General features: G+C 66.1%; 8 protein-coding genes. 3 read left to right on the forward strand and 5 right to left on the reverse strand.

Annotated elements, in window-relative coordinates; all coding sequences use genetic code 11:
* Positions 1-230: 230 nt before the first annotated feature.
* Positions 231-458 (reverse strand): DUF2933 domain-containing protein, encoded by a 228-nt coding sequence (locus ON27_RS29945; RefSeq protein ID WP_043735195.1) that lies wholly within the window; start codon positions 456-458, stop codon positions 231-233.
* A gap of 1,196 nt (positions 459-1,654) precedes the next feature.
* Here ON27_RS29945 and ON27_RS29955 point away from each other — a divergent pair.
* A complete protein-coding gene (locus ON27_RS29955) occupies positions 1,655-2,341 on the forward strand; it encodes an MspA family porin (protein ID WP_043735202.1) in 687 nt (228 codons plus the stop codon).
* A gap of 511 nt (positions 2,342-2,852) precedes the next feature.
* Positions 2,853-3,260 (forward strand): four-helix bundle copper-binding protein, encoded by a 408-nt coding sequence (locus tag ON27_RS29960; RefSeq protein WP_043735204.1) that lies wholly within the window; start codon positions 2,853-2,855, stop codon positions 3,258-3,260.
* An 81-nt stretch (positions 3,261-3,341) separates the two neighbouring features.
* Here ON27_RS29960 and ON27_RS44180 read toward each other — a convergent pair whose 3' ends face one another.
* The 3 genes from ON27_RS44180 to ON27_RS46130 are packed head-to-tail and all read right to left on the reverse strand — an operon-like array spanning position 3,342 to position 3,875.
* On the reverse strand, positions 3,342-3,590 hold the full coding sequence (locus ON27_RS44180) for a hypothetical protein (RefSeq protein ID WP_043735207.1): 249 nt from the start codon (positions 3,588-3,590) through the stop codon (positions 3,342-3,344).
* 50 nt (positions 3,591-3,640) lie between these two features.
* Positions 3,641-3,745 (reverse strand): P-type ATPase actuator domain-containing protein, encoded by a 105-nt coding sequence (locus ON27_RS46160; protein ID WP_483238067.1) that lies wholly within the window; start codon positions 3,743-3,745, stop codon positions 3,641-3,643.
* A complete protein-coding gene (locus ON27_RS46130) occupies positions 3,732-3,875 on the reverse strand; it encodes a hypothetical protein (RefSeq protein ID WP_174189454.1) in 144 nt (47 codons plus the stop codon). The genes ON27_RS46160 and ON27_RS46130 overlap by 14 nt, the downstream gene beginning before the upstream one ends.
* 387 nt (positions 3,876-4,262) lie before the next feature.
* On the opposite strand from ON27_RS46130, the gene ON27_RS29970 reads away from it, so the two are divergent.
* Positions 4,263-4,898, forward strand: a complete 636-nt coding sequence (locus ON27_RS29970) for a DUF305 domain-containing protein (protein WP_174189455.1) — start codon at positions 4,263-4,265, stop codon at positions 4,896-4,898.
* 98 nt (positions 4,899-4,996) lie between these two features.
* Here ON27_RS29970 and ON27_RS29975 read toward each other — a convergent pair.
* The coding region (locus tag ON27_RS29975) for an MFS transporter (protein WP_043735209.1) at positions 4,997-6,039 on the reverse strand (1,043 nt) is incomplete at its 5' end.

Genomic DNA, 6,039 nt, shown 5'->3' on the forward strand with positions numbered 1-6,039 from the left:
CCGGCAAGCCGCAGTCGGCGGTCGCCGTCGGCGGCGTCGAGTACCAAGAACAACCCGGCCAGCGTCCCCAAGGAGCCCACGGAGATCGGCGTCATCGTTCCGGCGTGTACCTCGGGGAACCAGAAGGGCATGTGTGACTGCGGTGCCAGGCTCGGCCGCCGTGGCCTCGACTGCGGTGGGCTCAGTGGTCACGGAGTTCTCCGAGGTGACTCATACACCTCTGTAGGCGTTCAAGACCGGCCGGAAGTGGGGCCATGGTCGTGGCGTTTGCCCATCTCATATGGCTCGTCGTCGTTGCCGCCGTGTCCGTGGCCGCCCATCATGAACATCATCATCAGCGGGCAGGCAAGTACGACGAGCAGGAGCAGCAGCGTAGACACCGGCACGCCCGAAATGGCGAGACCAGCGACCAGCACGGCCAACGCGAGCGCGTACCACGGAAGATACCGAGTGTTCATCGCATTCCTTTCGCGATCACCTCCAGTCTGCGCTTGCACACCGGTTGCCGGGATGGGACGAGGTCGCCTCGAGCGGCATCGAAGGGCCTCCGTCCGACCGTCAAAGGTCCCTACCCGTGCAGGGTATCGATGCGGCAACCTCAACGACACCGCCCGACCAACCCGGCGGACCCACCACCCTGCGGCCGGATCGCTCGACGACCCCCGAGAGGAAATCGACGTAATGAACCCCCTGCAAATGTTGTGCCAGTGGATGTGCAGCCTGATGGGCGGTTGCCCAATGATGATGCAGCCGATGTGACACACCCGAGCGCGGCTCCACAGGTGAGCGTGATCGTGGCGTCGCGACCGACACGTCCGGCAGGGGACTGTCGCAGTCTCCGACAGTCCCTCCGGCATTCGACCTCCTGGCATAAGTTGCTGACGAGGCGCTGAAGTCGATGCAGCGCTCGCATCCGTTCCGTATGCGCCAAGCTCCCGCCTGCGGTGGCAGCGGGCAGCAGCGTATGTAGCAGGTCTGCTCTGGGGACCTCCGGTGCGCCGGAAGGGCACCCGGTCTCTACCGGCCGCGCTCGGCGATGGGGACCGTAGGGAGTATGGAGCGCTCGCCACGACCGGCGCGGCAGCGGTATGGGGATCTCGCGACACGACACGACACGACAGCGGTGAGTTCGATCGAGAAGTGCAACGATGATGTTCTCGTGTCAGTGGGTGCACTGGACCATATTGGAGTCATACTCACGACACAAGCTGCAGACTCATGAGCCGTGTGATTCGCCGAGCAAGGAGAGCACTGTGGTGGAGTACTTGTTTCATTTTGGTCCGACCTGGAATACAACGTTCAATCTTTTTTCGTTGATCATCCAAATCGGCCCCGGTCACACGATATGACGGCATCGGCTTCAAACCACGAGCGCGGGTGTCTGCGGGCGCCGGGCCGGCGGCCCTTACGGTTGCCTGAAGCAGGCAGGCTGCCGGCCGACTGCCACTTCGTCGTCACCGCCTTGGTCGGGTAGATCACCGCCACCGCCACGCAGCAGTGCCCCATCACCGCCGTTGCGGCACGATGGCGGCGACTGAGCTGCACCCACCGGGTAAAGTTTCGGTCCGCGCACGCCGAACACCATGCGCGACGATAGTTGCTGTGCGGGTCCTTTTGTGAAGTTTCGTCTCGATGACTACTTGACTGGAGCGTGATGAAACACAAGCATTCGCTGACTCTGGCGGCGATCACGGCGGTGATGGTGGCCGCCACCGGTGCGGTTGCCGTTGTCGATACTGCGGTCGGCGCGGCACCGGGGGAGTTCAGTTCCGGCGGGCTGCGCCTGATTGCGTCGGTAGGTTCCACCAATGTCGTACCCGCTGGCGGTGATGTCGTATCCGGCATACCTTTCGTGCACGCGGTCACGACGTCCGGAGAGTATTCGATCGATCTCGACGGAGCATCGTCGCTGCCAGGCGGGCAGATCGTCGCCGGATATCTGGTCGGCTGCGCCGTGAACATTTCCAACGGCATCTCGATAGGTGTCCCCCCCAAGGCCGGCGTCATCGCTAGAGTCTCACCTTCTTTCGGCCTCGACTCCGGCATCGATCTGGTGATAGACGCTCCGCCCGGTATCAGCGTCGGTACCGGTGTTGGAGGGGGCCGCACCGGAGGGCTTGCGGTGAATCTGGCCCCGGGCACTGTGGCCGCGGCAGTAGTCGGCGGAGTCACCCTGGACGAGAACTCAACGTTCCCGTATACCTTCGCGCACTCCAATACCTCGCTGAACGTCGGGGGATGCCTATCACCGGTCTCGGCTATGCCGTTCGTCATCGTCCGCGCTGATCCCACCAGCGGCACTGTGCAAACGACAGGCTACGGCACCGAATTCGCGTTCTGATGCCCCTGAAGAGGGGTTCTTTGGTCGACCAGGATCACAGAGGCGAGTCTCCACTGTGACGACCGATCCGCCGCCGGCGAAGCCAGGTGCGCAGGGTGGTCTGGTAGGGGACCAGTAAATGCGTGGGTCTCTTGGGCGATGCCGGTCCGGAGGCGGGCACGCAGCGGCCTCCGGCCCGGCGCACCGCGGGCGGCGGCCGACCGGTTCCCCCGGGCCGGTCGCGGTCGGGCTGCCCGGGGGGGTTCGCCGACTTGATCGCGGGCGAGAACGCCTTGGTCAGGCAGGTGCAGGCCGACAAGTATGTCGACCCGGCTTCCGGATACGGTGGGAATGGCCCGATTACCCACGTCGAGTACGCCGGGCAGGTGGCCTTGGCTGCTTGCGGGATCGTCCACGGGGCGCGTTTGTGTCGCTTCGCGATGGCTACCCACCAGGGCAGGAGGTCGAAGGAGGCGCGGCCGTCCCGGCCGGAGCCAGCCCGGCCTCCGCCAGTGAAAGGAGGCAATACCTGATGACCACGGTCAAGGACATGCTCGCCACCTACCCAGCCGACCTCGGCGACGTCGACCGCGACAAGCTCACCAAGTGCATCGAGGAATGCATCGCCTGCGCCCAGGCGTGTACCGCCTGCGCGGACGCTTGCCTTTCGGAGGGCATGGTCGGCGAGCTCACCAAGTGCATCCGCACCGACATGGACTGCGCAGACATCTGCAACGCCACCGCATCCGTCCTGTCCCGGCACACCGGCTACGACGCCAACATCACCCGCGCGATCCTGCAGGCATGCGCCACCGCCTGCAAAGCCTGCGGCGACGAATGCTCCGCCCACGCCGACACTCACGAGCACTGCCGCGTGTGCGCCGATGCATGCCGCCGCTGCGAACAAGCCTGCACCGACCTCATTCGGGCGCTCGGCTGAACGGCCTCGCCGCTGGTACTATCGCCGATCTAGCCGACACGGATCCGATATCAGTCTGTGTACGTGCGCTCTTCGACTCGCTCATTTCAAGTGCCCGAACGCGGCACGCCCGGCCGGTCGCCCCTCGTCCTTGGTCAGAGCGTCGCAGCCACAAGGCGGGCGGCTTCGCCGGCCAACGCCGGTCAGCCCGAGCAGCAGCCCGATGAACAAACCCCACCATGCCCCGATCGCGGCCCCAGTGAGCGTGGCGCGGGTCTTGGTCGTGCGGCCGGTGGTGCTGATTCCGTGTCCGACGATCTGCCGGTTCTCGACCGTGAAGCCGGCGACCACGCGGTCGCCGGGGCCGTGGTGGACGGGTCGGATTCGCCGGTGATCATGGATTAGTCGACGTCGGCGCTGCCGGATTCGACGCTGCCGTCGGCGAGGACGCGTCCACCCGGGCGGACGACGAACTGATCACCGGTGCGCAGGTCACCGACCGGCACAAGTAGTGGTGGTGCCGTCCTTGCCGAGGCGCTTGGTCTCGTCGGGCAGCAGCGCGGCCAACGATAACGGTTCCAGCGCGCTCAAGGTCTGGCCGAGGGAACGCATCTCGATCCAATGGCCCAGCAGCATGATCAGGATGAGCGGTGCTAGTTCGGCCAGTAGTCGAGCTCGTGGGCCAGCAGGCCAAGCGTCGAGCCCAGAAGCGGCGAAGGCCACGGTGATCGCCAGCGTTATTACTGCCGTCGCACACCCGCGCGCCTGGATGCGCGGGCGTGATGATGTGCAGTCACACGATGCAACCGACCGTTTTCGCCTCGGACATGAGCGCAATACCTCGCAGCTGCGGTCTCGGCGGGCCCCGGCGGTCTAGAATCAGCCGGTGCTCAGCGTCGTTGTCGGCGGTTTCGAGTGTGAGCGGCAACGATGGAAGGCCCCTCCTGGGCTTCAGTCGTTCGTTTCGTGCCTTCCTCAACGTGAAGTCATGTTGTCCTGGCTCTGGTACTACAGGAGTTCGCCATGCCTCTACGTTCCACCGCGCTTCGACGATATCTTCCCGGCGTTGCTGTCCTGCTGTTCGTTCTGGCCGGATGCGGCGACAGCGACGAGGCCGACAAGTCCACCACGACTGCGGGACCGGGCGCGCCCGCTATATCGACGACCGTCGGCGCCGCGACGTCCGCGCCGGCGGGCGCCTACAACGATGCCGATGTGACGTTTCTGCAGAGCATGTATCCGCACCACGCGCAGGCCATTCAGATGGCGGATCTGGTGCCGTCGCGCTCGCAGAACCAGCAGGTGCTCGATCTTGCCTCGGCCATCAAAGCCGCGCAGGAACCCGAGATGGCACAGATCCGTTCGCTGCTCGAGGAGTTCGGCAAGCCGGTGCCATCCCCGGACTCCGGCCCGATGGGCCATGACATGCCGGGCATGATGTCGCCGCAGCAGATGTCGTCGCTGCAGGGCATGTCCGGGGCGGAATTCGACCGGATGTGGCTGGAGATGATGATCAACCATCACACCGGCGCCGTGCGGATGGCCCAGACCGAACTCGACACCGGAGCCAACGACCAAGCCAAGCAACTGGCCGCGACGATCGTGCCGGCACAGCAGCGGGAGATCGACCAGATGAAGGCAATGCTCGGGCAGAGGTGAGCCTGCGCGGAGCCGCTGCCCGGCGATGACGATATCTGGAGCGTTTCCGACAGATCAGCACCTCGGACCCGAAGTGCACACAAATTGTGCGCACCTGGTCAGCGTCGCTCGGCGGGGATCTTCGTCGGCCAGCGGCCGCGTCCGGTGTACTCGAATTGCTGCTCGGCCAGCGCAGTGCCGGCGGTGTGTTGCTCGGGGATGCGGTGGCGCCCGCGAGTGCCCGTCGAACGGCTCTCTTCCTCCGCGGGCTGCGGGCGGTCCAGACGATGGAGGGCGAACGCGGCGAGGACACCGATCAAGCTCAGCCCGGCCCAAACCGCCCAATCCATCCCGGCGGCGCGCGCGGCGCCGACCACGGCACCGGTGGCCAGGTTGCCGGTGAGGATGCCGACCCCGACAACGGTGTTGTAGAACCCGTAGTGCGTGGCGACGAGCCGCCCACCGGACAAGGACACGACGGTGTCCATTTCGAACGGGAACACCGCCGCGGTCCCCACGGCCAGCAACGCCGCCGCTAGGAGTAACGCGGCGGCCGCGGCCGCGACACCGAACCGAGCCGGGTTCGGGATGACCGCCAGCGGGACGAACGAGGCCGCGAGAACACCCAGCCCGACGACCAGGCTTCCTCCGGTGCCCCACCTGGTGCGGAACCAGGCGGTGATGCGCAGCTGACCGGCGACGGCCACCACACCGGAGATGACGAACAGCGCCGAGACCAGCGCTTGCGCCTGCGCGCCCGCGACGAACTCGGCTTGCAGCGGCAGGGCGAGGTAGACCTGGAACGACAGCACGTAGGAGCCGATCATCGCCACCGCGAACCACACGAACCGGCGGTTGGTGACCACGGTGCGCCAGTCGTCGAGCACCGAGGTCCGCTCGGCGCGGATCTCGGCTCGCCGCGTCGGCAGCGCGAACAACTGCGCCACGGTCAGGATCGCGAACACCACCGCCGCGACACCGGCGGTCACCCGGAAGTCGAGGGCCATCAACGCCAGCCCGACCAGGGGACCGGCGAGGATGCCCGCCTGATAGAAGATGTTGAACACCGCGAACGCCTCGACTCGCCGGTCACCGGTGTCGGCGGCGAGGTAGGCGCGCACGGCCGGGTTGAACAGTGCTCCGGCGAACCCGGTCGCTGCCG

The sequence above is a fragment of the Nocardia asiatica NBRC 100129 genome (assembly GCF_000308415.1).
In the GTDB taxonomy this organism is placed as follows: Bacteria; Actinomycetota; Actinomycetes; order Mycobacteriales; family Mycobacteriaceae; genus Nocardia; species Nocardia asiatica.